Source organism: Clostridium tunisiense TJ, assembly GCF_000300195.1.
GTDB classification, from domain to species: domain Bacteria; phylum Bacillota; class Clostridia; order Clostridiales; family Clostridiaceae; genus Clostridium_J; species Clostridium_J tunisiense.
Genome location: NZ_AMQH01000018.1, coordinates 113,514 through 137,243, shown reverse-complemented (window position 1 = coordinate 137,243; position 23,730 = coordinate 113,514). Strand labels below are relative to the sequence as shown.

Sequence of the window (23,730 nt, the reverse complement as noted above, 5' to 3'; positions counted from 1 at the left end):
GGAACCAGAGTTAAAACTTAACTTATACATTAGTCCTACCCTGGTTCCCTTAAGGGTTTATGAAGATGAATAAGTTAAAATTCTATCATGGAACCCTATACTAACAACTAATTGAAAATTATATTGGTTACTATTAAATTTAAGTATTAAACATAGAATTACGATAAAGAAAGAGATAGTACTTTGAAGTTTTAAACTAATATATTATACTAAAGTGGGGAAGAGGTGATTTTATGTCTGGAATTTGGAAAATAAATATGGTACAGAATCAAAGTACCAAACAAGATTTAAATAAGCTTACTTTTAAAAAAGGAGACAGTTTTGTAGCTAGAGTGCTAAAACTTGATGGAAATACTTCAGAAGTAATATTAAGACTATTAGATGGAAGAACCTTCCCAGCAAAGATAGAAGGTGCTCTGAACGGACCTTTAGACAATTATTTGTTAAAGTTTGCAGTAGATAGTTTTCAGGATGGAAAACTTAATATAAAAATTTTAGAGAGAAAACCTGAACACCAAGAATTTACTAAAGAGCAAAATGAAGATAACATATTGAAGGATTTAATAGGAAGAATAAAGTTTTCTTTTCAAAAAGAAGATATGGGAATTATAAAAGCCATGATAAAGTTTAATATTCCTATTAGTGAGGAAAGCTTTAAAGAAATCAAGGCACTTTCAGATTTTATTAGCAAAATAAAGTCTTCATCGGAAGAAGAGAATTTATTTATTGACAAATATTTAAATTCTAAAGGGGTTCAATCAGATAGTTTAAAAGGGCAGACCATTAAGGAAACTTTAAAGGGGTTCTTTAACGAAGCAAAAAAATTAGATTTAAACAGCATTTTAACTTTGAAGGAAAGTAAGATTCCCTTGACTGAAGATAATCTAAGGGGTTTTAATAAAATCATATCCCCTAGTATGAATATATTTAAAGATTTAGAGGAAATTAAAGCTTTAGTAGGACAAACTGGTAATCACAATGGGAAAAATAGTTCTATAGCAAATATAAATGGAGAAATAACAGATAATAATAGTATTGGAAAAAGAGATGAGATAGAAACTAAGGTAGTTGGGTTTAAAGATAACTCAGCAGCTTTAAATGATAAGGAAACAAGTGGAACAAAAGTAATTACTTTTAATGCTAGTAATACTGAAGAAGTAAACTCTTACAAGGGGATTTTAAGCAGTGATGAATTATTTTTAGCTGAAAAAGGCAGTAATAGTGAATCTAAAGTCTTAGGAAATGATGCAAAAGGTATAGAAAATGAAGAGAAAGTTTTATTGGGAGAAACAAAAGAAAATAAGGAAACTAAAACTAATACCTCTAAAATTAAGGATTCAGATAATCACATTGGGGAGCAGTTAAAAAGCACTTCCTTGAATAATAAGGATATAGAAGTTTCAAAACCCTCAGTTTCTGATAAGACTCAAGAGGAGCAACTTTTACCACTTAAATTGAAAGGTAAAGCTATGGAGGAAAAGACTTTCTTAGCTACAGAAGTCATGGTGAAAGAGGAAATTAAGGATAAATTAGGAATATTGAAAAACAATCTTTTAGATTTATTAAAGTTTACCGAAGAAAATAATAATACTGTAAATAAAGTATTTCAAAATTTAGAAGGTAAATTTCAAGAGTTTAAGATGTTTAATACTCTAAATAATGATTATTATTATTTAAACATTCCTATGAATGTTAAGGAGAATCAATATGATTGCAAATTAGTAATCAAGGATGAAAGAACAAGTGGTAAAAAATTAGATTCAAAAAATATTAAAATCGCTACTAGCATTAGCACAATTAATATGAATACCGTTGATGCGTATATTTCAGTTATTAACAATAGTGTAACAATTCGAATAGAGGCAGATAAGACTTTTGTGAAAGCTTTAGACGTGTACAAGGAAAAGCTCTTAATGGATTTAGGAGATGAAAATCATGTTTTCAATGTTTCAGTAAATCAGCGTAAAGTTGAGTTTTCCTTGAGTAATTGTAGAGAGTTTTTTTCTGATGAAGATATTACGGCCATTAATATTGTGGTATAAAAAAGGTCAATTTAAGTTTTTATATTTATCTTTAATAAAGAGTTGCTACTGGGAATTAAAGAAAATATTATATTGTCATGTAGCAATAAATATGTTAATAAATAATTGTTATTAAAAGGGTGGTTTCATTAAATAAATAAAATGCTCATGAGTATTTTATTGTTTATAGGAGTGGTTTAATGAATGAAAGAAAAAAAGCAGCTGCGCTGAAGTATGATTTGAATAGTTCAGCTCCAAGAGTTACTGCTGCCGGCGTGGGTAGAATTGCTGACAAAATAATAGAAAGTGCAGAAGAAAATAAAGTTCCTATAGTTTATAATAAGGAATTAACAGATATGCTTACTAAGGTTGATATTGGAGATGAGATACCTTATGAACTCTATGATATTGTAGCTAAGGTAATAGCATATGTAATGGATATAGACAACAACATGAAAAAGTAGGTGATAGGATAATGGCACTTTATGCAATATCAGATCTTCATTTAGCATTGACTGGTGATAAGCCAATGGACGTGTTTGGAGACAAGTGGTTTAAGCATCACGAAAAAATTCAGGAAAATTGGATCAATATAGTAAAAGAAGAAGATACAGTTTTGGTTGCCGGTGATATATCTTGGTCCATGAGAATGGAAGATGGAAGAGAAGACTTAGAATTTATACACAAGCTACCAGGTAAAAAAATATTTGTTAAGGGAAACCATGATTATTGGTGGACCAGTATAACAAAGTTAAATTCTATGTATGAGGATATGAATTTTATTCAAAATAACTTTTTTACCTATGAGGATTATGCTATTTGTGGTACTAGGGGATGGATAACACCAAGTTCATCTAAGTTTACTGCACATGATAAAAAGGTATATGAAAGAGAACTCATAAGATTAACCTTATCTTTAGATATGGCAAAAAAAGATGGGTATAGCAAAATTATAGTTATGCTACATTACCCTCCTACTAATGAAGGTTGTGAAGATACAGGGTTTATTGATATACTTAGAGATTATGAAGTAGAAAAAGTTATTTATGGTCATCTGCATGGATATGGATTAAATAATGTATTTGAAGGGGTAAAGGAGGATGTAGAATACATTCTCACTTCCTGTGACTATATTAATTTTACACCAAAAAAGATAATTTAACTAAAAGGACTAAATTACTGGTCCTTCTTTAGTTAAATTATCTTTTTTATTAATGTTAATTGGAAAATCATGAAGATATTAAGCCTTCTGACTATTTAAATAGTTTAAAAAAGGACTTTTTTGGAGTACTCATTTTAATGTTATCTTCAGAACCTTCTAATTTATCTTCATGATGTAAGTCAAAACTTTCATCATTCAATAATTCCCCATTTAACTCAAGCTTTTTCATAAGCAAAAGTTCCTCTTTAACCAGATCCTTTTGGGTTCTTGCTAATTCCTTTAAGTTAGGCTTTACACCTTTAGAGGTAATTAAGTTACTAAACCAAGTTAATGCTACAGAATGATTTCCAAGTCTTCTATGGATTTCAGCAATAAGATACATGGTTGTAAGGTTATCCATTCCGTAGAGAGGAAAAGATTCCTTCATATATGCCTCCTCTAGTCCTTTTACTGCTTCTTTTAAAAACACTCGCTCCATCTCTTTACCGTTTTCAGAATTCATAAGTCTGTACATCCATGCAAGCTTTAAGCAGATTATGGCTTTTTTACTCCACTTAGATTCCATATATACTGCATTGATTAAAGCCATCTTATATCGTTCTATAGCAATATCTAAATCATAAAACTCAGGATATATTTTAGGTTTGAATTTTGGAGTTATTTTCTCCGAAATCAATTCAATTTCGCCTTCTCTTATTTTAGGAAAGTCTACCTTTAAAGCTGAGTAACCGCACTTATTACAGATCCAAACTTCATAAAAATAGGGATTTATAATATCATATCTTATAAATAAATCTGTATCTTTAGATGCGATTCTAGAACTGGAAGATTTAACAGCCTTTTCTTTATAGTTATTACCACATACTGGGCAACAAACAGTAGTAAGATATAAAGGGTTTTTTTCGGAGATGTGCTTTTGTGCCACTTTAATTTTTTCTTTGTCTTTTCCATAAATATCGTCTATATCTATTTTCTTGAAGCCTAGTTCTTCTAGACCATTAAAAATTTCACTCATAGAACCCTCCTGTAATGCTATTATCAAATTTATATATATAAATGTCATTATTAATTTCTATGTGAGAAAATTAATGAATTAAAATAATTGGTAGTTAATATACTTATAATTATTATACTATTAATTATCGTATAAATTAATAAGAAGTTAATATTATAATGAAAGTTAGTATATATTTTAGTACAATTTATAATATTATAATTATTGGAATTAAAACAAAAATATTCAATTATATTTTTTATTGTCAATCTTGTGATATAATATTTTATGTATTTAGTTTTAAAGTGTTTGTAGAATTTTTAATATAGTAATTTTCAAAGTCCCATGGTAATCAAAAGAGTATGTAAACAATTTTAAATATGATTACCTGTAGTACTTAGTTGGCAAAGGAATGAAAAGTTATGGCTATAATTGAATGGAAAAAGTTTTTAATCCCATATGAACAAGCAGTAGAGGAGTTAAAAGTTAAGTTCAGAAGTATAAGAAGAGAGTTAAGAAGAAAGAATGAATATTCACCTATAGAATTTGTTACTGGAAGGGTGAAAGAGGTTTCTAGTATCCTAGAAAAAGCTAATAAGTTTAATATACCCATTGATAGAATTCATTTTGAGATGGAGGATATTGCAGGATTAAGAGTCATGTGTCAATTTGTAGACGATATAGATAAGGTAGTAGACCTTATAAGGCAAAGGAAAGACATGCAAATAATATATGAAAAGGATTATGTGACAAATGTTAAACCTAGTGGGTACAGAAGTTATCACATGATTATTAAATATCCTGTTAATATGGCAGATGGTATGACAGAGGTTTTAGCAGAGTTTCAAATAAGAACTCTAGCCATGAACTTTTGGGCTACAGTAGAACACTCATTGAATTACAAGTATAAGCATAATATTCCAACGGATGTTAGAGGAAAACTTAAAAATGCAGCTGATGCAGCTTTTCAATTGGATCAGCAGATGCTTACCATTAAGGATGAAATAAAGGATGCTCAAAAGTTATTTGAAGTAAAGTCTTCTTTAGTTACTAATATAATGGAGAATATTTTAACTTTGTCTTCACTGGGGAAAATTGCAGAAGCATCTAGATTTACAGAACAGCTAAATAAACTGTTGGAAGTGGGAGAGGTATTTGAATTGACAAGCTTACTAGAAGCTACAAAGAGAGTTTTGGAGAGATACAAACTATAGCCTAATAATTATTGTAGATTATAGGGATAGATTAGATAGGCTATGAAAAATTCATTGGATAAATCTTAAGAAATATATAATTACAATAGAGGGTTTACTGTGGACAATTTTACCAATACAGTAGGTGTGGAAAATAATTAATAAATAGAGAAGGTGAGATTATAAAACTTTATAATCTCACCTTTTTACATTAGTTAGCAACTATATTAACTAGTCTTCCTTTTATTACAATGACTTTTCTTACAGTCTTTCCTTCTAGAGCAGCTTTAATTATGTCATTTTCTAAAGATGCTGCCTTTATGCCTTCCTCATCTAAAGTGGTTGAGACATCTATTTTAGCTTTGATTTTTCCATTAACCTGAATAGCAATTTCAACTTCATCTTTAATCAAGGCAGAAGGGTTAAAGATAGGCCATTTCTCATTAAATACTGAGAAATTCATTTTAAGAGCTTCCCATTGCTCTTCACTGAAGTGAGGCGCAAACGGAGCAAGAAGTTTTATATAATCTACTAATACTTCTTTTAAGAAACTAGAATTTTTAACTTCCTCATTAAGATACTTTGAAAGGGCATTGGTAAGTTCCATAAGTCTAGCAATAGCAGTGTTAAACTGAAGCTTTTCAGCATCTTCTGAAACTCCTTTAATAGCAAAATGTCTCCAGTAGTTTAATTCTTTTTCTGGTGCTTCAATTGAAGTTTTATTATTTTCCTGATTTGAAGCTTCTGCTATACCATTTTCAACTGTTCTTTCAATCCTATCTACAAACCTAGCAATAGCTCTTAAGCCATCATCACTCCAAGCACCACCATCAGTGTAGCCAAAGCCAAACATTAGATACATTCTAAACACATCAGAACCAAATTCTTTGATGTAATCGTCAGGAGAAATTGTATTTCCCTTTGATTTACTCATTTTTAGTCCATCAGGTCCTAAAATTAAACCTTGATGTGTTAGAGATAGGAAAGGCTCATCAAAGTTTAAATAACCCATATCTCTTAGAGCTTTAGTAATAAATCTTGCATAAAGTAAATGCATACAAGCATGCTCAGGGCCACCTACATATTTATCCACAGGAAGCATTTTGTTAATAAGCTCCGTATCGAAAGCTTTTTCCGTATTTTTGTTGTCTGCATATCTTAAGAAGTAGAAAGATGAGCAAACAAAGGTATCTAAAGTATCAGCATCTCTGTGAGCTGGACCACCACAAGTTGGGCAAGTAGTATGAATAAATTCCTCACATTTTGTAAGCGGGGACTTTCCATCTGGTGCAAATTCAACATCATAAGGTAGCTCTACAGGAAGCTGAGACTCAGGTACAGCTACAATACCGCATTTTTCACAATGAACCACAGGGATAGGAGCACCCCAATATCTTTGTCTAGAAACTAACCAGTCACGTAATCTATAGTTAACTTTTTTAGCACCCAACCCAAGAGATTCTAACTTGGAAACTACAGCTTCTTTAGCCTTTTCGTTTTCAAGACCATTAAATTCGCTACTATTAACCATTGGACCATACTCTGTGTAAGGAAGCTCTTCACCGCCTTCGATAACTCTTTCTATTGGTAAGTTATATTTTTTAGCAAAAGTAAAGTCTCTTTCATCATGAGCTGGCACAGCCATAACAGCACCAGTTCCATAGGTGTTTAAAACGTAATCTCCAATCCAAACAGGAACTTGTCTTCCGTTGATAGGATTTATAGCATAAGAACCCGTGAATACACCAGTTTTTTCTCTGGTAATGGACTGCCTTTCAATTTCTGATTGTTTTTTAGCAGCTTCTCTGTATTCTTCTACTGCAGCTTTATTTTCTTCAGTAGTTAACATATCAACTAACTCGTTTTCAGGAGCAAGAACCACATAGGTAACTCCAAATAGAGTATCAACTCTTGTAGTAAATACATTGAAAGATAAATCGGAATCCTGAACTTTAAAAGTTACCTCTGAGCCAGTAGATCTTCCAATCCAATGTTTTTGCATTGCTTTAGTTTTTTCTGGCCAATCAAGAGTATCAATCATATCAAGTAATTCATCTGCGTAATCTGTGATTTTTAAGAACCATTGAGTTAAATTTTTCTTTGTAACTTCGCTGCTACATCTTTCGCAAGCACCGTCTACCACTTGCTCATTTGCTAAAACTGTATTGCAACTAGGGCACCAGTTTACAGGAGCATTTTTCCTATAAGCAAGCCCTTTTTCGAATAATTTTACAAATAACCATTGAGTCCATTTATAATAATCAGGTCTGCAAGTTACAACTTCATGATCCCAGTCAAACATAGCACCCATAGCTTTTAATTGTTTTTCCATGGTTTCAATATTTTTTTCTGTGGAGTCTTTTGGATGAATTCCTGTTTTAATTGCGTAGTTTTCTGCAGGTAATCCAAAAGCATCAAATCCCATAGGCTGGAACACATTATATCCTTGCATTCTCTTCATTCTTGCCCAAGAATCCACTGGTCCATAGTTAAACCAATGTCCAGCATGAAGCTGGCTTCCAGATGGATAAGAGAACATCTCTAACACATAAAGCTTTTTATCAATATTATTTTCATCAAATTTATAAAGGTTGGTTTCTTCCCATTTTTGCTGCCACTTTTTATCAACAGCTGTTCCGTATTTTGCCATAATCTTTTCCTCCTATATAAAAAAATAAAGGCTTTCGTCTCAATGAAGAGACGAAAGCCATAGTTCCGCGGTACCACTCTAATTAGATTCATAGAATCTCTCTTAAAAATATAACGGTTTAAACCGTACCTGCTTTTCACAGGTAAGCTCATAGACAAGTTCATATCCCTCTACTACTACATCACACCAAACTGCAGCTCTCTGAAAATAAATAAGATATTACTACTTCTAATCAATGCAATAATTTGTTAAATTGTTATTAAAATTATAGATTAAAACTTACACATTGTCAATGGTATCTAAAGGTTATTTATTGGTGAATAAACTTTACAGTTTGTATTTTCTCATTGCATTAATAAAAACTGTAAGGGCATAATCAAATAAGTAAAAGACAAATTGAACACCAATTAGTATTAATACTATATTATAATTTAAAGTGAAATTTGGTACAAATAATCTTTTGTAAAGATAAAAATTTAAAAAGGTTAATAAGTTAAAATAAAGCAGTTTTAAAAGAATTTCTAAGGTTGTATTTCTTAGTCTTTCCAAAAGAAACTTAACTATTCCGTAAGGACCAAAGAGAAGAGTATATAGCATCCATACAGACTTTACAGGAACTAAAAAGTAGCACAATATAGAGGATGCAATGAATACTAAGATAGAATTATTTAAACTCGTAGTTATTAGGGCTAGAGGTATAATAGCAGAGGCTACCCCTAACATGAATAAGGTGTTAAATTTTAAGATGGTGGTTAAATAAAGTACTATTAGAGTCAAGGTAACGAAAAGACCACCTTTAGCAATATAAGATGACTTATTATTCAATGTATTACCATCCCTTCCAAAATAAAAAACTTAGGCATCGTGAAATTAGTATAGCCTAAAGCTAACTAAATTTAATAGAAAGCTAGCAGAGAGATAAAAAACCTTAAAGTTCGTAAAAGGTTCTTAGCTATTCTAAGTGTGCTAGCTTACTTCAGATGCCAAAGCTTAAATACCTAATAATTTAAGTTATATATTCATTAATTTAACAAGGTTGAAAATCCTATATACAGTCTCCACCCATACATTCACAACAGGTGTCCAACATCCAAATTTTAAAGCACATATTACACATGTCATCATTTCCACCTTTTCTGCCATAGTAATTCTGTCTGTAGGAAGTTTGTCTTTGACTAAGCTCATTTAACATTTGTCTATATTCAAAGTTGTTTGGATCCATACTACAAGCAGTATTAAAAAATCTATGGGCACTATCAAACCAGCCTTTTCTAAAGTGGATCATGCCCATTAAGAAATGCCATTCTCCAGTACGGTTTGAAATAGCATTTAATTTTGCTTCAGCTCCATTTAAATTTCCTCTGTTAATTTCCATTCTAATTTCTTGGAAGGAACTATCTCCACCATAATTTCCGCCATAGCCTGAATTTGAACCTTGAAAATTCTTCATTAATGCATCATAAGCTTCATTAATTTCTCTAAGCTTTTCTTCTGCAAGGTCTTGAAGTGGATTATCAGAAAATTTATCAGGATGATACTTTTTCACTAACTCTCTATAAGCTCTTTTTATTTCTTCCTCAGAGGCACCTTGTGTTACACCCAATACTTCATAGGGATTTCTCATTTTTTACTTCACTCCTCATCTTAATTCTTTCCATTTTTTCCATTAAACCTAATTGTAAAATATTATATAATAATTCTTTGTTTTTTTCCAATGGTAATTTTTCTAGACATCGAAAACAACTATCTGCACTGAGAATTAAATTGAATTCAACTCTTTCACTGATGCAACTAATAAATTCCTCATAACCTTTGTTTTCTGTATTAAAAACTTTATGTATAGCATTAAATTTACCTTTTTTCATATCCTCTTCTAAATCATCATAGGCATCTATTATATAAATCCAACGACCTAAATTATAACCTAAATCATATAGAGCATCTTTAAACTCCTCATCTTTATAGTAGTAAGAAATTAAAAAACCAGTTAAATCAGCAAATTTGTCGCTAATTTCGTCTATACTAAAGATTTCCACAGATTTTTCTAAAGAATAAAGTTCATTTAACTTACTTTCCATATACTTTATTAGTGGATTTAATGCATTATCACTAGTATTAACATATTTTTTAATTAGCAGAGATAACATTTTACTATGAAGAGAGTTATTATCTTCATAGTCATCAAGAAGTTTAAAATACATTAAAGAAGTATTGCAAAAAGCAGCGTAATTTAATGCATGGTTATTAATAACTTTCAGTCTCTTACCTATAGGATGAGCAATACAACCGTTATTTATATAAGAATTTTTGCTTTTATCTAAAGAATCAAGTAAAATTCCTAAAAAGGTCATATCATAATTAAGAGCAAATCTAGAGATGTTACCAAAATTATTTTTTAGGGAAAGGCACAAACCACAATAATAAGCCTTAAATTTTTCATAATCTTTTATTTTCAACTCCATTTTACATGGCATTACATATCCAAACATTATAGTCCCTTTATTATTCCTTCCATATTTAAAATTTCAAAAATAGTTTTTGAAGTAGTATCATTCATAGTATAGCCAAGAAGAACCACTATTTCTTCAATTTCAGCTTCAGAGGAAGATTCAATTTCAATGTAAGGAAAAGGACAAAAACTTTTATCGTTGATATCAATTTCAATTAAAGAATCTTTATATCTATAACTTTCCCTATACTTTTTTATAGATTGAACTAGCTCTAATCCTAAAGCCTGAAAGATTAAAGCGCCTTCTTCAGCACTTTCAATTTTACTTTCTCTTTCTTCCATGACCTTATATTTTTCTTGGCTCAAAAGCTTTTTAGTTGTCATATAGTTGATGTTGTTATTGCTTAACATATCTTCAACAACTCTAATTCGTGCGTAGCCTTTATTATTTAAAAGCCTTCTATCTGGAAAATCATAAATATTATTTATTTGATTTTCTTCCTTTACTTTAACTGCATTAATTTCATTAAGTTTCTTTCTAATGCCATCTACATCAATTTTGATTATTCTTAATTCCATTTCTTTCAAGGAAAACACTCCTTTAATTTTATTATATATTCAATGTTTAAAATATGAACCAAACACTACCTTAGATTTATAATTAATTGTATCAGTTATAAGGATTCATAAGGTGTATAAGTATTGTTTTAGTGTTTTATAATAATCCAAGGATAGCCCAATAAAAATTTTAAATTAGTCACATTATACCATATATAATTTAAACATAGCTATAATACTATAGAATATCAGTGCAAAAAAATGTATAATTAAGTTTGGTATTGATTAGTTTGAAAGCCTTAAAGGAATCAAAGTATCTTTGACATTATAAAGATACTCTAATTCCCTATAATTACTAAGGAGGGGTACTTTTGGAGTACATTAAAGAGGTTAATCTTAGAGAAGCAGTTATTCATATTTTGGATAATAATGCTGATGAACCAATTTTAAATGAATTTGCATTAGATTTAAATGAAGAAACCTATGATTTTCTATTAAAACATATTCAAAGATGTTTAAAGGATGAAGAGTTGAAATATGCATTTTTTAATAAAGAAAGAAATATAGTAAAGGATTTATCACAAGAATATTTAAATGGAGAAAACAATATTTTAGACGTTTCCAAGGAACTTGCACGTCAGATGTTTATTTTAATGAGGTCAAAGGGAAATGTCCCTTCTTGTGATCTTGTAACTGTATCTTTTTCCACAGAGTTTGGGATGTTTTTAGGTATCTTTAAAATGGATTATATAAAGAATTATTTGCACAATATAGAATATGTAGATGATAGAATAGGAATTAATATTATTCCTCAGTTTACAGGATTACCAGCAAGTAGTTCAAGAATCCAAAAATGTGCTTTTATAAAAGCTATGAACCAAGATAATGAGTATGATTTAATGGTAATTGATAAGCAGAAAAAAAGTAAAAACAATGAAGACTATGGTTCAAACTATTTTATAGATAGTTATTTAGGTTGTACAGTTATAGATAATGAAAGAGATCAAACTAAAAACTTTGTAAAAGTAGCTGAAAAGTGGACTCAAAGTGCTTTAAATGAAAATGCAGATAAACAGGAGAAGGTTAGAAGAGAGATAAAGAAGAAACTAAAAGAAGAAGATATTATAGATGTGCAAAAGTTCTCAGAAGAGGTTTTTAAGGAGCCAGAAATAAAAGAAAGTTTTGTTAATTTTGCAACAGAAGCAGGCTTAGGGGATAGTATACCTGTAGACAAAGAATGGGTAGAAAAAAAGTTGAAAAGAATAAGACTAAAAATAGATAAAGATATTGACATATATATATCAGAAGAGGCATATCACGATATAAACAGATTTGAAATTCAAAGAAATGGTGATGGTAGCATTAATATGATATTAAAACATATTTCTAATTATGTTGAGAAGTAGGTGAGATAATGCTAAGAAATAGTAAAAAAGAATTTATTTATGCACTTAAGGTTACTGCAAGGTTAAGAGAAGAAGAAAATTGGAGAGAGAATCATAGAAAAACTCTGGAAAATCATTTTAAGTACCTTAAAAACTTGTTAAGTGAGGGTAAGCTTATTATGGCTGGTGATACCTGTGTAACTGAAAAAAGTGATGTTGAATTAGTAATTATTAAGGCCTATACAGAAGAGGAGGCCAAAAATTTAATGAATAACGATCCAGGGATTAAAGAGGGAATAATGGAAGGTAGCATTTACAATTTCAAAATATCTCTTAAATCTTAATGATAATAGGTTAAAATTATAAAATTCACTAAAAGTATAGAGACTTCCGAAGTAGCTTGCTTTAGTCATATGCAAAAATTTTAAAGCATTAATTTTTGAAGTATGTATAAGTTGATATATAGTTTTAAGTCATAGTGAAAAACCTTAGTAAGAACACTTACTAAGGTTTTTTTATTATTTCATTGAATCAACAGAACCTAAAACGTTTTTGATTTTATCTTCAACTAATGATTGAAGATTTTTTCTTGCTTCACCAAGATACTTTCTTGGGTCAAATTCAGATGGTTTTTCAGCAAAAACTTTTCTTACAGTACCAGTAACAGCAAGTCTTAAGTCAGTATCCATATTTATTTTACAAACTGACATTGAAGCTGCTTTTCTTAACATTTCAGTAGGTACACCTTTTGCACCTTTTATTTCTCCACCGTTATTATTACACATTTCAACATAAACTGGGTCTACAGCAGATGCTCCATGTAGAACGATTGGATAGTTATAAATACCAGCTTCTTCTAGTTTTCTAGTTATAGTTTCTAATCTATCAAAGTCAAGCTTTGCTTCACCTTTAAATTTGTATGCACCATGACTAGTACCTATAGCTATAGCTAAAGAGTCTACTCCAGTTCTTTTTACAAAATCTACAGCTTGGTCTGGGTCAGTGTAAGTAGCTTCGTGAGCTGCAACCTTAACCTCATCCTCTACTCCAGCAAGTTTTCCAAGTTCAGCTTCAACTACTACTCCTTTTGAATGAGCGTAATCAACAACTTCCTTTGTTAATCTTATATTTTCCTCGTAATCATAATGAGAACCATCGAACATTACGGAAGTAAAACCAATATCTATGCATTTTTTGCAAAGTTCAAAGGAATCACCATGGTCTAAATGTAATGCTACATCCACACCACTTTCTTCTACAGCAGCAAGTACCATATGTCTTAAATATTCTGGTCTCATATATTTAATAGCTCCTGAAGAACACTGAAGAATTACTGCAGAATTTTGAGCTTTTGCGCCATCAATAATTCCTTGAATTATCTCCATGTTGTTGATGTTAAAAGCTCCAATAGCATATTTACCTTCAAAGGCCTTTTGGAACATTTCTTTAGTAGTTACTAATGCCATAATTACTCCACCCTTCATTTATTTATGTAATGTTTACCACTACTATATCCTTATTATAAATCATGTTTATTACAATTTCTACTAATATAGATATAATTTATAAAAGTTTAAAGTTATTTTATTAATAAAACACTGTTAAGTATATTGCATTACTATATAATTTTAGGAATGCATTTAATAAAGAAAATATTGTTAATGGTTACCTTTTCCATTTGCCTTACTTCTTGAAGTAGTGTTTTAATTAAATGAAGAGTAGCAAGAGCTTCAGCCTTATCCTCTTCTTTGCAATACTGGGTAAGTTTAATTACTTCACTGTAAATAACATCTACGTTTGCATGGTTTACAAATACCGTCATATGTCTAACATGGCCTTCATAAATATCTAGTAGTTCAAAGGAGTGAATGTAAGCATCATCCCATTTTTCATCTACGATGTTATTTTCCATTTTGTTTGCTACATCTAATAATTTATCGCTTGTTAATATTATATATTGACTAGCAAAAAAAAGACAGAAGCACATAATCAAGAAAACAACCACAGTTACAACTATATTTCTCATGTCAAATATCTCCTTTAGGTAGCTTCATTAAGTTTTCCCTTTCTTATATTCCTCGGAAGAATTATCTTTATGCTGAAAATATAATTTTTCTGAATTGGAATATAAAATTGCTATAAAAATGTTCTTTGGATCCTTAATATTATTTTCTTTTAGTTTCTTATTTAACCAGTTTATATCCTTATTCATTAACTGTAGGTTTCTAGAATTTATATTTCCATCTAATATTACAGGAATTGGAAGAGGTTCATCTTGAATTTCCAGACTTATATCCTCTCTGTTTGGTGGCGACGCAGAGTTTTTTGGTATTATAGATATATCACCATTAGTTTCCATCATCGCATAATGGATATCTTTTAAATTAAAATATCCTTTCAATCTAAGCTCTTCTAGTAAATCATCTAAATTATAGCGAAGATGTTTTAACTCTTTCATATCAACTATACCGTCTTTAACTAGTATGCTTGGTTCACCATTTAATAAAGTTCTTAAAGTTTCACTTTTAAGCTCGATTACTGAAGTTGCAATTTGCAGAACCACCAAGGTGGTTATAGGAACAATTGCGTAAATTAAAGGAATTCTATTGTCTTCCATAGGGAGAGTCGCCAATTCAGAAATCATTAGTGCAATTACTAAATCTACAGGTTGTAGCTGCCCTAATTGTCTTTTTCCCATGAGTCGCATTATACAAACTAAATATATATATAAAATTGTAGTTCGGATTATTAAATTAAACATGTCATCACCTCTTATGTTAATATGTATATTTTCTTCCAAAATAATTAAAATTATTAATAAATAATAGATACATTTTTTATAAATTCAAATATAATGATAGTAATCAATTTATCGAGGTGAAAGTATGGGCAAAATAAACATAACCGTTGGTTCTATTACATTTGAAGTAAATCGAGGGCTAAATGCTTATGAAATAATGAAAAGATATAATTTTGAATCCAATATACCAGTGGTGCTAGTAAGAGTTAATGGGAAGCTTAGTGGACTCTCAAGAGGCATTGAAGAAGACTCTACTTTGGAATTTATAGATATTTCAACAAAACTTGGTATGATGTGTTATATGAGAACCCTTCAATTTGTGCTAATAAAAGCTGTTAAGGATTTATTTCCCAGTGGGAAAGTTACTATAGAACATTCACTTAGTAAGGGCTTATTTGGCGAAATTCACAAGGAACCGAAACTAGGCATAGATGATATTTATACTATAAAGGAAAAAATGAAGGATATAATAGAACAGGATATTAGAATAACAAAATCTGTTTATGATAGAAAAGAAGCTATTGAGATTTTTAATATGAATGGGATGAATGATAAAGTTAAGCTTCTAGAATTTGTAAGTGGAGAGAGTGCGAAAATTTACGAATTAGATGGAACTATTGACTATTTTTATGGACCCATGGCATATTCAACAGGGGTATTGAAGTACTTTGATTTAATATACTATGAGCCAGGATTTATTTTAAGATTTCCAACCATAGAAAAACCTACGGAAATTCCAAGGTTTGAAGAACATAAGAAATTAGCTAAAATATTCTATGAAGCAGAACAATGGGGAAACATCTTAGGAGTAGGGGATGTAGGATCTTTAAATCAAGTTATTAAAAGTGGGGATATTGTAACTTTAATTAGGGTTGCAGAGGCTCTTCATGAAAAGAAAATTGCTTATATTGCAGATCAGATACACGAAAAAAGCACGGTGAAATTGGTGTTAATTGCAGGTCCATCGTCCTCAGGAAAGACTACTTTTTCCAAGAGATTAGGGATACAATTAAGAGTTAATGGCCTTATTCCAGTGCCTATTTCTTTAGATGACTATTTTGTCAATAGAGATGCAACTCCAAAGGATGAGTTTGGAGAATATGATTTCGAATCAATATATGCACTAGATTTACCTTTATTTAATGAGCATTTAAAAATTTTATTATCTGGCGGTGAAACAGAGTTACCAACTTACAACTTTAGGACTGGAGAGAGAGAATGGAATGGCAATAGAATGAAGCTACCTGAAAATGGAGTTCTTATTGTTGAAGGTATTCATGGACTAAATGAAATTTTAACTTCTTCAATTTCTCATGACCAGAAATTTAAGATTTATATTAGTCCTTTGACTCAAATAAATTTAGATGATCATAGTAGAATTGCAACTACTGATGTAAGAATGATAAGAAGAATAGTTAGAGATTATTTATCAAGAGGATATGGTGTAGAAGATACTCTTAAAATGTGGCCATCTATAAGAAGAGGTGAAGATAAAAATATTTTTATTTTCCAAGAAGATGCGGATGCTATGTTTAACTCCGCCTTAATTTATGAATTAGCTGTGCTTAAAAAATACGCTCTTGCTGAATTATATAAAATTCAATGGAATAGTCCAGTTTATGATGAAGCTAGAAGGTTAATAAACTTCTTACATTTCTTCAAGGAAGTAGATAAGGATTTTGTTCCAACTAACTCACTAGTTAGAGAGTTTATTGGTGGAAGTTGTTTTTATCAATATTAATACAAAAGTGCTAGGAGATAATTCTAGCACTTTTATACTAAGGTTTATGTTTTAAAATTATAAAAATGAAAGGATTAGAGTAATAATGAATTGAGGAAATGTAAACCTTTAATAGGGTTTTAAATTAATAATCTAGGGCAACTTACTAATAGGGTTAGAACAGAAAAAATGATATGATTATAAGTATATAGTAGCTTACAATAAGCAACTATATATATATGAAAATAACTGGGTTTTGAGAAAATATACTTAATATACAGGAGGATTTTATGAAAACTTATAGTGCATTTGATATTTTGGGCCCCATAATGATTGGTCCCTCCAGTTCCCATACAGCTGGGGCAGCGAGATTAGGTAAAATTGCTGCAACTATAGCAGAGTATGATATTAAAGAAGTAAGATTTTTACTTCATGGTTCCTTTGCTAAAACTTATAAAGGCCATGGTAGTGATAGAGCTTTGGTAGCGGGTATTCTTGGTATGGACCCTTGGGATGAAAATCTAAGAGATTCCCTTCAAATTGCAGAAGAAAAGGGGATAACTTTCACTTTTGAGGAAGCAGACCTTGGAGAAGTGCATCCTAACACAGTAAAGTTTATTATAAAATCACATAGTGGAATAGAAACTGAAATTACAGGTTCTTCTGTTGGTGGAGGAAATATTTTAATTTTCGATGTGGATGGGCAAAGAGTAGAGTTTACTGGAGAGTATCCAACTCTTATAATTACTCATCTAGATGTACCAGGTATGATTCATAAGGTAAGTACTTTATTGTTTAATGAGGATATAAACATTGCCTTTATGAATGTTTATAGAAAATCAAGAGGTTCAGAGGCTTCCATGGTAGTTGAAACTGATAGCAAAGTAGATGACGACATCATCGAGAAAATTAAAGCACTAGGAAATATAAAAAATATAGAAGAAATTGTACCACCGATGAAAGGGGAATAGTAAATGTTTGTAAATAAAGCGACAGAATTAATACATATCTGCGAAAGTAATAATATGACAATTGCAGAATATACAATTAGAGAAGAAATGGAAAACACAGGTTCTACTAGAGAAGAAATTATAGAGAAAATGAGAAAAAATCTTCAAGTTATGGTAAATGCCTCAAGAGAGGCTATGGAAAAAGAAGTACACTCCATAAGCGGGTTAATTGGTGGAGATGCAGTGAAGATTAAAAAATATTATGAAGGAAATAACACTTTATGTGGTGATTTTATAGTTAAAGCTATGGCTAGGGCTCTATCTTGTTCGGAGGTAAATGCAGCAATGGGGAAAATTGTTGCAGCACCAACAGCAGGGAGCTGTGGCATAATCCCTGCTGCAATTATAACAGCAGGGGAAAAACTAAATAAAAATGAAGAAGAGTTGATAATGGCCTTACTTTCAGCTTCAGGAGTAGGTATTTTAATTGCAAAAAATGCTACTTTAGCTGGAGCTGAAGGTGGTTGTCAAGCAGAGTGTGGAAGTGCAGCAGCAATGGCTGCCGCAGCAGTGGTGGAAATGATGGGTGGATCGCCCTCAATGGCCTTTGACGCAGCTGCAATGGTAATTAAAAATATTGAGGGGTTGGTTTGTGACCCAATTGCTGGATTGGTTGAAATACCTTGCGCAAAAAGAAATGTAGCTGGAGCTGTAAGCGCACTAACTATGGCAGATGTAGCCATGGCTGGGGTGAAAAGTAAAATTCCTTTCGATGATACTATTATTTCTATGTATAAAATAGGAAGGGCACTTCCAAGTGAACTTAGAGAAACCGCTATGGGTGGTCTTGCAACAACTCCAGCAGGGTTAAGACTTAAGGATAAAATATTAAAGTAATAGTTCGTCACTATTTCATATAATTTGAATAATTTATTATAGATTAAATTATATGGAGGAAAAAAGTGAAGGCAACACATAAGAATTTTATAGGATCTTTAAAGAATAAAAATAAAAAAGTAGTTATATCTAAATTAACCATAGTTGTTTCAATAGCAATATTATTTGTTAATACAAAAGTACCTTTAATAAATAGCATTTTATATTCAGTTTCAATTATTCCTTTAGCTATTATATTAGGCAAGGAAACCTCTAAAATTTCTGATTACATTGGTGAGAAAAAGGGTGGGTTACTTTCCGCCACAGTTGGAAATGTACCAGAATTGATGATGGGACTATGGGCTATAAGGTATGGAATGTTAGGTATGGCTAAAGCTGGTCTTTTAGGTGCTGTAATAACTAATATGCTATTAGGACTCGGTATAGCTATTTTTTGCGGAGGAATAAAATTTAAAGAGCAGAAGTTTAACAAGATGATTGCAAGAACTAATTTTAACATGTTGTTACTAGCAATTTCCGCAATAATAATAATTGCTGCACTTAATAAATATAGTTTCATTAGAGAGCAACAAATGGTTAATATTAGTGCAATTGTTTCCATACTTCTTATATCTATCTATATATTAGGACTAATTTTTTCTCTATATACTCATAGCAACTTTTTTGTTGTATCACAAGAAAAACTTGAATTAAATAACAACGACAAAAAAGAAACTATTAGAATTTTTATTACCTTAGCATTTATTACACTTTTATTATATTTTACTAGCGAAAAGCTTATAGAAAATATTAATAATATAGTAAATCAGTATAATGTTTCTCAAGAATTTATTGGAATAATTTTAATTCCTCTTCTAGGAGCCTTTGGAGAAAATGCATCTAGCATAGTGTGTGCACTAAACAACAAAATTGATGTAAGCTTAGAAACCGCAATAGGATCAAGCATACAAATTACAATGTTCGTAATACCAATCCTTATCATATCATCACTTTTTATGAAACTTGGTATGACATTGTTATTTTCAACCTTTCAAATTATAATGTTAGTTTTATCTATGGCTATGTCATATTTTGTATTTCAGGATGGAAAGACCTATTGGTTAGAAGGTGGTATACTAGTTACTACTTATGTTTTGATAACTATAGCCTATTATTATATAGTTTAATCAATAAAAATATAGACGCAGAATAATAGCTGAAATTTGAGTATTAGGTATAAATAAGAAAATATACTAATATATTTATTGTGAAATAATGTGTAGGGTGGGCAGTTATGGCACATAGAAGAGTTATGGAAACCTATTATAAAGATGTTAATAACTTAGCAGATTTATTAAATAAGCTTGTAAATTCATATAGATTACTAATTGGTGGAGCTAACGAATTAAATGGGATTGCACTAGCTAGTAAGGGTGATATAAAAGATGCCTTAAAAAGAGCAAGTGAACTTGGAGACATAATTGATGGCGTCATTGATGCATTAGAAGTATGTACAGAAAATTGTAATTGTTATTGCAAGTTAAAGTCAGAGATTATAAACACTAAAATTCATATGACCTATATAGAAACAGAAATAAGTGAGGATTTAAAATTGCAAAATTAAAAGGTGAGAAGTTCTCACCTTTTTTTTATTTGATATTTACTAACCATTAGATATGATAGCAATACAACAATTACAATTGGAAGTAATTGAGGTACATTTTTAGTTTCAGTTAAAAGCATAATAATTGCAAATAAGCTTCCCGCGATTGTTATGGGAACTCCAGTAAATACATTATTAAAGTCTGAACAATTGTATCTCGCAAGTCTAAAAGCTCCAGATACAGGAAACAAAATTAATAAAATAAAACCAATGATTCCTAATTTATGAAAGTTATAAAGAGAAAATGCCAATAGTGAAGGAGCCACTCCAAAAGATACTAAGTCAGCTAAAGAGTCCAATTCCTTTCCAAGCTCGCTAGAAACTTTTAAAAACCTAGCTACAGTACCATCATATCTATCCAGAACACCTGCTAGTAGTATTAACACTCCAGCAACCTTAAAGTTACCAAGCATTGTATATTGAATTGATAATATACCACACACTAAATTTCCAAAGGTCATTATATTTGGTATTGAGGATTTGTTCATTTAATCACCCCACAAAGAAATATATTATTCTACTATATTATAAAAACCTATATATTAGAATAAAAAAATATATAAGATCACATTTTTATAATAGTAATTTTACCATAAAAAAATGATTATAGATATAGATTACATGAAATAATTAGTTGAAATTTTATTTGAATAAATATTAGGGTTATTTCAAAGAATAACGGTGAGGTGATAATATGAAAATAAATGATATAATGACTAAGGGTGTAATTAAAGTCAATGCTGAATCAAGTATTCAAGACGTAGCAAAAGTTCTAAAGGATCATAATATTGGATCTGTACCAGTTTGCAGAGAAGATAAGGTAGTTGGAATTATTACTGATAGAGATATTGTTATAAGGGCAATTGCTGAGGGAAATACCAGTTTGAATGCGGCAGACGTTATGACATCAAATCCAGTGACCTGCTCATCTAATAGCGATGTAGAAGAGGTTTCAAGAATTATGAGTGAAAGACAGATTAGAAGGATACCAATAGTAGATAATAGCAATTTAGTAGGAATGGTGGCTTTAGGAGATTTAGCTGTTGAGAATATTTCCGATAGTGAAGTAGGAGAAGCATTAAAAGAAATATCTACACCTTGCTGTCCAGACTAACCTATTAAGCCCCTTAAATATTATAATTTAAGGGGCATTATTTATGGATAGCATATGCTAACAGATTTAATAAACTGTATTTTGTTTATTATGAAAAAAAGTTTTAACTAACTTTATATATGAAGGCTATATTGGTTCTCTTAATACTTCCATAGGCTCCATGATGGATTTTTAACTTATTCATATCCCCAAACCCTTAAAAGAACTAGTGTAGCAATAATGTATAAGTTAAGTTTTAACTTTGGTTCCCTATAGATTTACCACTTGAAACGTTAAAGTACTTTGCTATCGAAGCATTGAAAAAACTTAATTTTATTTAAAGCTATGACGTGGTTTATCAATATATAATAATGAATAAAATAAATTATCACCATGAAAACTTATACTTTTAAGGATTACAATGCATTATTATAAAAGATATGGTATATTTAGTTTGAATTTATATATATAATTAAGTTAAGTAAAGAAGTTTATAAACTTCTTTAACTAAATCTAGGAGGTGAATTTCGTTAGATAATTAATCTTATGAAAGAAGAGTACATTCTGTAGTATTATCATAAAAGTTTTATAAGATTTTACTAACGTAATAAAGCATGAAAAGAGTTAAGTTTATTTATAATCCGTATTCTGGTGACAATTTAATTGTTAATAATTTAGATAAAGTGATAAAAATCCATCAAGAATATAATCATGTTATTGAACCTTTTAGAATCAGTAACAGTGTAGATATTAAGGATGCATTTAAAGATATGGATGACAGTTATAAATATATATTAATAGCTGGTGGAGATGGAACCATCGATTCTGTAATTAACAAAATGAAGGAAAGTAAAGTGGACCTTCCTGTAGCATTTTTACCTGTGGGTACTGCAAATGACTTTGCAAAATATTTAGGAGTACCTAGTGACGTGGTCTCTGCGTGTAAGCAAATTTTAGAAAGCAAGCCTAAGAGGTTTGATTTAGGAAAAATAAATGATAAGTATTTTGTAAATGTAGCAAGCTCAGGGATTTTCACAGATATATCGCAGAAAACCGATCCTCATCTTAAGAATACTATGGGAAAGCTAGCTTATTATTTAAAGGGCCTAGAAGAAGTAACTAATTTGAGGAAAATATATATGAAAGTCAAATCTCCAACTGTGTCCTTTGAAGGCAAAATGTATACACTTCTTGTTTTTAATGGCCAGACTGCTGGCAATATTAAATTTACAGATCTATCTGAGGCCGATGATGGACTTTTAGATGTAGTAATTATTAAGGAAGATGTAGTAAAAAGTGCTTTGAATAACATTCTTATAATGGCTAAGAAGGGAATGGTAGCTGATATGGATGGCGTGTTATATTTTAAAACTGATAGATTGACAGTAGAGTGCGAAGATGATATTGCCACAGATATAGATGGTGAAAGAGGTCCAGACTTTCCCCTAACAATAACTTGTGAGAGAAGAGCCATAAAAATATTAGGTTACAAAGAAAACTAATTTAGTTCATAAAAGTTATTCAATGAAAATATATATAAGTAAGATTGATTTTTGGAGAGTGAGTTTTTGTTTACTTATATATATTTAATAGCAATTTTGATTATGTTCATGTTGGTTTATGAAGGAATAACTACATCCTTTACTTATGCACCAACAAAGATAAAAGCTATAACAATAATTGCCATGGTCCTAGTGTTGTTAAGATTTTCAACGCTATTACTATTGTTTTTGTATGATAAAATGCAATATGTTTACTTACTAAAACCCTTAATTTTTCTAGAACTATTCTATATGCCAATAATTATATTTATTTGCATTTATATTTACTCTAGAAATGATAAAATAAAATTAAGTTTTTTTTATTTACTGTGTGGGATATTTGTTGTTGTATATTTCTTTTTGATTATAAAAGCTCCATTAGTAACTAACATTTCTACTATATATGGATACTCAATTACACTAAAAAATGGGTTAAATAGTTATCTAGTTCTATTATTTATTAACACATTTGTGTTTATTTTAGGTTTTAGAATTTATAGCTTTAAATATTCTAATAAATCAGGGGTAACAATAACCATGGTGGCAGCATTTGTAACTATAATAGCAACCATAACTTCCGTGTTACATGCTGATTTTGTAGGAGCTATTATTGCTGGTGAAATATGTTGGATGGCAACTTTAGATTATGGTTTAAGAAAATTCATTAGATAATAT

24 protein-coding genes and 1 other annotated feature are annotated in these 23,730 nt (G+C 30.3%); of the genes, 14 read left to right on the top strand and 10 right to left on the bottom strand.

What is annotated here, in order from left to right:
* Positions 1-233 precede the first annotated feature (233 nt).
* The 3 genes from C661_RS22955 to C661_RS0118640 all read left to right on the top strand — a co-directional run bounded on the left by C661_RS22955 (position 234) and on the right by C661_RS0118640 (position 3,183).
* On the top strand, positions 234-2,042 hold the full coding sequence (locus C661_RS22955; protein ID WP_017416856.1) for a hypothetical protein: 1,809 nt from the start codon (positions 234-236) through the stop codon (positions 2,040-2,042).
* 179 nt (positions 2,043-2,221) lie between these two features.
* A complete protein-coding gene (locus C661_RS0118645) occupies positions 2,222-2,485 on the top strand; it encodes an EscU/YscU/HrcU family type III secretion system export apparatus switch protein (RefSeq protein WP_017416855.1) in 264 nt (87 codons plus the stop codon).
* A gap of 11 nt (positions 2,486-2,496) precedes the next feature.
* Complete coding sequence (locus C661_RS0118640; RefSeq protein ID WP_017416854.1) at positions 2,497-3,183, top strand: metallophosphoesterase; 687 nt, start codon at positions 2,497-2,499, stop codon at positions 3,181-3,183.
* A gap of 91 nt (positions 3,184-3,274) precedes the next feature.
* On the opposite strand, the gene C661_RS22340 is transcribed toward C661_RS0118640, so the two are convergent.
* Positions 3,275-4,198 (bottom strand): DUF2225 domain-containing protein, encoded by a 924-nt coding sequence (locus C661_RS22340; RefSeq protein WP_017416853.1) that lies wholly within the window; start codon positions 4,196-4,198, stop codon positions 3,275-3,277.
* A gap of 401 nt (positions 4,199-4,599) precedes the next feature.
* On the opposite strand from C661_RS22340, the gene yjbM reads away from it, so the two are divergent.
* A complete protein-coding gene (gene yjbM, locus C661_RS0118630) occupies positions 4,600-5,391 on the top strand; it encodes a GTP diphosphokinase (RefSeq protein ID WP_017416852.1) in 792 nt (263 codons plus the stop codon).
* 190 nt (positions 5,392-5,581) lie between these two features.
* Here the strand turns inward: yjbM and leuS are convergent, their stop codons facing one another.
* The 5 genes from leuS to C661_RS0118605 form a co-directional block, all read right to left on the bottom strand.
* Complete coding sequence (gene leuS, locus C661_RS0118625) at positions 5,582-8,020, bottom strand: leucine--tRNA ligase (RefSeq protein ID WP_017416851.1); 2,439 nt, start codon at positions 8,018-8,020, stop codon at positions 5,582-5,584.
* A 43-nt stretch (positions 8,021-8,063) separates the two neighbouring features.
* Positions 8,064-8,265 (bottom strand) — a binding site (T-box leader).
* An 82-nt stretch (positions 8,266-8,347) separates the two neighbouring features.
* Complete coding sequence (locus C661_RS0118620; RefSeq protein WP_017416850.1) at positions 8,348-8,845, bottom strand: hypothetical protein; 498 nt, start codon at positions 8,843-8,845, stop codon at positions 8,348-8,350.
* A gap of 220 nt (positions 8,846-9,065) precedes the next feature.
* Entirely contained in the window at positions 9,066-9,644 is a 579-nt protein-coding gene (locus C661_RS0118615) for a J domain-containing protein (RefSeq protein WP_017416849.1), read from the bottom strand.
* Entirely contained in the window at positions 9,628-10,509 is an 882-nt protein-coding gene (locus C661_RS0118610; RefSeq protein ID WP_017416848.1) for a DUF5685 family protein, read from the bottom strand. Before C661_RS0118610 ends, C661_RS0118615 begins: the two co-directional genes overlap by 17 nt.
* On the bottom strand, positions 10,509-11,057 hold the full coding sequence (locus C661_RS0118605) for a class IV adenylate cyclase (protein ID WP_017416847.1): 549 nt from the start codon (positions 11,055-11,057) through the stop codon (positions 10,509-10,511). Before C661_RS0118605 ends, C661_RS0118610 begins: the two co-directional genes overlap by 1 nt.
* 341 nt (positions 11,058-11,398) lie before the next feature.
* On the opposite strand from C661_RS0118605, the gene C661_RS0118600 reads away from it, so the two are divergent.
* Positions 11,399-12,433 carry a nucleoid-associated protein gene (locus C661_RS0118600; protein ID WP_017416846.1) on the top strand — a complete coding sequence of 345 codons (1,035 nt, stop codon included), beginning with the start codon at positions 11,399-11,401 and terminating at the stop codon, positions 12,431-12,433.
* Positions 12,434-12,441: 8 nt separating this feature from the next.
* On the top strand, positions 12,442-12,756 hold the full coding sequence (locus C661_RS22335; RefSeq protein ID WP_017416845.1) for a YciI family protein: 315 nt from the start codon (positions 12,442-12,444) through the stop codon (positions 12,754-12,756).
* Positions 12,757-12,930: 174 nt separating this feature from the next.
* Here C661_RS22335 and fba read toward each other — a convergent pair whose 3' ends face one another.
* The 3 genes from fba to C661_RS0118580 all read right to left on the bottom strand — a co-directional run bounded on the left by fba (position 12,931) and on the right by C661_RS0118580 (position 15,173).
* A complete protein-coding gene (fba, locus tag C661_RS0118590) occupies positions 12,931-13,878 on the bottom strand; it encodes a class II fructose-1,6-bisphosphate aldolase (protein ID WP_017416844.1) in 948 nt (315 codons plus the stop codon).
* Positions 13,879-14,030: 152 nt separating this feature from the next.
* Complete coding sequence (locus C661_RS0118585) at positions 14,031-14,438, bottom strand: DUF4363 family protein (protein WP_017416843.1); 408 nt, start codon at positions 14,436-14,438, stop codon at positions 14,031-14,033.
* A gap of 27 nt (positions 14,439-14,465) precedes the next feature.
* Entirely contained in the window at positions 14,466-15,173 is a 708-nt protein-coding gene (locus C661_RS0118580) for a DUF421 domain-containing protein (RefSeq protein WP_017416842.1), read from the bottom strand.
* A 124-nt stretch (positions 15,174-15,297) separates the two neighbouring features.
* Between C661_RS0118580 and C661_RS0118575 the strand changes: the two genes are divergently transcribed.
* The 5 genes from C661_RS0118575 to C661_RS0118555 all read left to right on the top strand — a co-directional run bounded on the left by C661_RS0118575 (position 15,298) and on the right by C661_RS0118555 (position 20,382).
* A complete protein-coding gene (locus C661_RS0118575) occupies positions 15,298-16,953 on the top strand; it encodes a nucleoside kinase (protein WP_017416841.1) in 1,656 nt (551 codons plus the stop codon).
* Between the two features lie 269 nt (positions 16,954-17,222).
* Positions 17,223-17,903 (top strand): L-serine ammonia-lyase, iron-sulfur-dependent subunit beta, encoded by a 681-nt coding sequence (sdaAB, locus tag C661_RS0118570; protein WP_017416840.1) that lies wholly within the window; start codon positions 17,223-17,225, stop codon positions 17,901-17,903.
* Positions 17,904-17,906: 3 nt separating this feature from the next.
* Complete coding sequence (sdaAA, locus tag C661_RS0118565) at positions 17,907-18,779, top strand: L-serine ammonia-lyase, iron-sulfur-dependent, subunit alpha (protein ID WP_017416839.1); 873 nt, start codon at positions 17,907-17,909, stop codon at positions 18,777-18,779.
* A 65-nt stretch (positions 18,780-18,844) separates the two neighbouring features.
* On the top strand, positions 18,845-19,945 hold the full coding sequence (gene cax, locus C661_RS0118560; RefSeq protein ID WP_017416838.1) for a calcium/proton exchanger: 1,101 nt from the start codon (positions 18,845-18,847) through the stop codon (positions 19,943-19,945).
* 107 nt (positions 19,946-20,052) lie between these two features.
* A complete protein-coding gene (locus C661_RS0118555) occupies positions 20,053-20,382 on the top strand; it encodes a hypothetical protein (RefSeq protein WP_017416837.1) in 330 nt (109 codons plus the stop codon).
* A 14-nt stretch (positions 20,383-20,396) separates the two neighbouring features.
* Here C661_RS0118555 and pssA read toward each other — a convergent pair whose 3' ends face one another.
* On the bottom strand, positions 20,397-20,909 hold the full coding sequence (pssA, locus tag C661_RS0118550; RefSeq protein WP_017416836.1) for a CDP-diacylglycerol--serine O-phosphatidyltransferase: 513 nt from the start codon (positions 20,907-20,909) through the stop codon (positions 20,397-20,399).
* Between the two features lie 206 nt (positions 20,910-21,115).
* Here pssA and C661_RS0118545 point away from each other — a divergent pair, with 206 nt between their 5' ends.
* The 3 genes from C661_RS0118545 (at position 21,116) to C661_RS0118535 (ending at position 23,727) form a co-directional block, all read left to right on the top strand.
* Positions 21,116-21,535 (top strand): CBS domain-containing protein, encoded by a 420-nt coding sequence (locus tag C661_RS0118545; protein ID WP_017416835.1) that lies wholly within the window; start codon positions 21,116-21,118, stop codon positions 21,533-21,535.
* A gap of 593 nt (positions 21,536-22,128) precedes the next feature.
* Entirely contained in the window at positions 22,129-23,016 is an 888-nt protein-coding gene (locus C661_RS0118540) for a YegS/Rv2252/BmrU family lipid kinase (RefSeq protein WP_017416834.1), read from the top strand.
* A gap of 66 nt (positions 23,017-23,082) precedes the next feature.
* Complete coding sequence (locus C661_RS0118535; RefSeq protein WP_017416833.1) at positions 23,083-23,727, top strand: hypothetical protein; 645 nt, start codon at positions 23,083-23,085, stop codon at positions 23,725-23,727.
* The last annotated feature ends 3 nt before the right edge of the window (positions 23,728-23,730 follow it).

What these genes read in the sequence shown, in the direction of transcription:
- C661_RS22955 (WP_017416856.1), top strand. Translation starts at nt 234, where the DNA reads ATGTCTGGAATTTGGAAAATAAATATGGTACAGAATCAAAGTACCAAA.
- C661_RS0118645 (WP_017416855.1), top strand. Translation starts at nt 2,222, where the DNA reads ATGAATGAAAGAAAAAAAGCAGCTGCGCTGAAGTATGATTTGAATAGT.
- C661_RS0118640 (WP_017416854.1), top strand. Translation starts at nt 2,497, where the DNA reads ATGGCACTTTATGCAATATCAGATCTTCATTTAGCATTGACTGGTGAT.
- C661_RS22340 (WP_017416853.1), bottom strand. Translation starts at nt 4,198, where the DNA reads ATGAGTGAAATTTTTAATGGTCTAGAAGAACTAGGCTTCAAGAAAATA.
- yjbM (WP_017416852.1), top strand. Translation starts at nt 4,600, where the DNA reads ATGGCTATAATTGAATGGAAAAAGTTTTTAATCCCATATGAACAAGCA.
- leuS (WP_017416851.1), bottom strand. Translation starts at nt 8,020, where the DNA reads ATGGCAAAATACGGAACAGCTGTTGATAAAAAGTGGCAGCAAAAATGG.
- C661_RS0118615 (WP_017416849.1), bottom strand. Translation starts at nt 9,644, where the DNA reads ATGAGAAATCCCTATGAAGTATTGGGTGTAACACAAGGTGCCTCTGAG.
- C661_RS0118610 (WP_017416848.1), bottom strand. Translation starts at nt 10,509, where the DNA reads ATGTTTGGATATGTAATGCCATGTAAAATGGAGTTGAAAATAAAAGAT.
- C661_RS22335 (WP_017416845.1), top strand. Translation starts at nt 12,442, where the DNA reads ATGCTAAGAAATAGTAAAAAAGAATTTATTTATGCACTTAAGGTTACT.
- fba (WP_017416844.1), bottom strand. Translation starts at nt 13,878, where the DNA reads ATGGCATTAGTAACTACTAAAGAAATGTTCCAAAAGGCCTTTGAAGGT.
- C661_RS0118585 (WP_017416843.1), bottom strand. Translation starts at nt 14,438, where the DNA reads ATGAGAAATATAGTTGTAACTGTGGTTGTTTTCTTGATTATGTGCTTC.
- C661_RS0118580 (WP_017416842.1), bottom strand. Translation starts at nt 15,173, where the DNA reads ATGTTTAATTTAATAATCCGAACTACAATTTTATATATATATTTAGTT.
- C661_RS0118575 (WP_017416841.1), top strand. Translation starts at nt 15,298, where the DNA reads ATGGGCAAAATAAACATAACCGTTGGTTCTATTACATTTGAAGTAAAT.
- sdaAB (WP_017416840.1), top strand. Translation starts at nt 17,223, where the DNA reads ATGAAAACTTATAGTGCATTTGATATTTTGGGCCCCATAATGATTGGT.
- sdaAA (WP_017416839.1), top strand. Translation starts at nt 17,907, where the DNA reads ATGTTTGTAAATAAAGCGACAGAATTAATACATATCTGCGAAAGTAAT.
- C661_RS0118555 (WP_017416837.1), top strand. Translation starts at nt 20,053, where the DNA reads ATGGCACATAGAAGAGTTATGGAAACCTATTATAAAGATGTTAATAAC.
- pssA (WP_017416836.1), bottom strand. Translation starts at nt 20,909, where the DNA reads ATGAACAAATCCTCAATACCAAATATAATGACCTTTGGAAATTTAGTG.
- C661_RS0118545 (WP_017416835.1), top strand. Translation starts at nt 21,116, where the DNA reads ATGAAAATAAATGATATAATGACTAAGGGTGTAATTAAAGTCAATGCT.
- C661_RS0118540 (WP_017416834.1), top strand. Translation starts at nt 22,129, where the DNA reads ATGAAAAGAGTTAAGTTTATTTATAATCCGTATTCTGGTGACAATTTA.